Origin of the sequence: Oceanicola sp. S124 (genome assembly GCF_000220565.1) — a bacterium.
GTDB lineage: Bacteria > Pseudomonadota > Alphaproteobacteria > Rhodobacterales > Rhodobacteraceae > Pseudooceanicola.
The window spans coordinates 1-1827 of sequence record NZ_AFPM01000030.1 but is presented as its reverse complement, the minus strand read 5'-3'; the positions used below and the strand labels follow the sequence as shown (position 1 = coordinate 1827).

Genomic DNA, 1827 nt, shown 5'->3' with positions numbered 1-1827 from the left:
CCGCTGCCTTGGCGAAGCTGCTGCCCGCCGTCTTCGCCCGGCACGAGGCGCATCTGCTGCACTGGCTGGACAGCGCCCCGCAGACCAACGAGATCCGCCGCTCCGCCGGGCTGATCCTGGCCGCCAGCCTGCTGGCAAGCCGTTTCCCCGGCCTGCCGCTGCAGCTGTCAGAGCTGGGCGCCTCGGCAGGGCTGAACCTGCAGTTCGACCACTACGCCATGGCTCTGGAGGGCCGCCGCTTCGGTCCCGGAGAGGGCATCGCGGCGCCGCTGTTGACGCTTGCGCCGGACTGGCAGGGGGATCTGCCGCCGCAGGTACCCTACACGGTGGCCGAGGCGCGGGGCGTCGACCTGAACCCGCTGCGCAGCGATGCGCGCGAGGACATGCTGCGCCTGCGCTCCTATATCTGGGCCGATCAGCCCGACCGGATGGCGCGGCTGGAGGCGGCGCTGAAGGGTGCGGTGCCGCCGGTGGATCGCGGGGATGCGGCTGAGTGGCTGGAGGCGCGGCTGGCGGCGCCGGCCACGGGCCGCCTGCATCTGGTCTATCACACCATCGCCTGGCAGTATTTCCCCGAGACGACGAAGGCCCGCTGCGAGGCGGCCCTGGCGCGGGCCGGGGCGGCAGCCAGTCCGGCGGCTCCGCTGGCGCGGCTGTCGATGGAGGACGACGGTCAGCGGCCCGGCGCGGCGCTGAGGCTGACCGCATGGCCCGGTGGCGAAGAGCGCCTGCTGGCGCGGATCGATTTCCACGGGCGCTGGCTGCAGCGGGTCTGAAAGGGCGCGGCCTGGCGGCGGCGGCGCGCCCTGCCGTGCCGCTTGCACCGGCGGGGGGCGTCGCTATTCTGACTGAAGGGCGCTGATCGGGCGCCAGGCTGTGCGAGGCTCGCCATGGACAAGGATCCGTCGACCAATGCCCTCGGGGGCGCGCTGGAACCCTGCTCGACTCACCCGATGACCGGGTTCTTCCGCGACGGCCATTGCAACACCTGTGTCCGCGACCAGGGTTCCCACACGGTCTGCGCGGTGATGACGGCAGAGTTCCTGGCCTATTCGAAATACGTCGGCAACGATCTCTCGACGCCGATCCCGCAGTTCGGCTTTCCCGGCCTGCGACCGGGCAACCGCTGGTGCCTCTGCGCGGCGCGCTTCCTGCAGGCTCATGACGAGGGCTGCGCCCCGCTGGTGCGGCTGGAGGCGACGCATATCCGGGCGCTGGAGGTCGTGCCGCTGGAGGTGCTGGAACTCTACGCCGAGACCGCACCCTAGGGAGGAACCGTTGATCGCGAGCGAGACGCCCTGAGGCGGCGGGGAGGGGAGCTGAACCGGAGCTGGCGGTTCTTGCGCCGTGTTCCGGTGGGTCAGGCTCTGCCGATCCTGAAACAAGCGCGCCGGCATGACGCGCATCGGTCTGAAACGCGTGGGCCTCAAGCCCCGGGGCCTGACATTCTCAGGCCGGGCTGGTGGGATACCTCCCACCCTACGCCTGTTGCCTGGCCTGCCCTCGACGGAGTTGGGCGGTTGCCCAGACCTGGACGCGACGACGTACTTTCCTGATGCCGGACGCGAATGCCGCTTGACCGTGTTGCCCTGCCGTGTCCGTCCCAGTGCAGTGCAGTGCAGTGCAGTGCAGTGCAGTTTCGCCAGTGCCCTTTCACGGCGCCGGCCCCTTGATCCCGATCCCGGGTAACGGCGCCCGGGGCGGCCACCATGTTGCAACCCGTAGCGCGCGGGGCTTGCCCCGCGCCCCCGCTCAGGCTTTCCAGCGGCCCGAGAAGTCCTCGGGGATCATCAGGTCGCTGCGACCCATGTCCTTGATGTCGCGCTT

2 protein-coding genes are annotated in these 1827 nt (G+C 70.6%); both read left to right on the top strand.

Translation table 11 applies throughout. The features are described 5' to 3' along the window. Nucleotides 1-776: DUF2332 domain-containing protein (locus OS124_RS0102535; protein ID WP_010137739.1), on the top strand; the 776-nt coding region annotated here is incomplete at its 5' end. A gap of 114 nt (nt 777-890) precedes the next feature. Then, the gene (locus OS124_RS0102530; RefSeq protein ID WP_010137738.1) at nt 891-1268 is read left to right on the top strand and encodes a DUF2237 family protein; all 378 of its coding nucleotides are present in this window, start codon (nt 891-893) and stop codon (nt 1266-1268) included. Nucleotides 1269-1827: the final 559 nt, after the last annotated feature.

Coding starts and splice junctions, on each gene's coding strand:
- OS124_RS0102530 (WP_010137738.1), top strand. CDS start 891: ATGGACAAGGATCCGTCGACCAATGCCCTCGGGGGCGCGCTGGAACCC.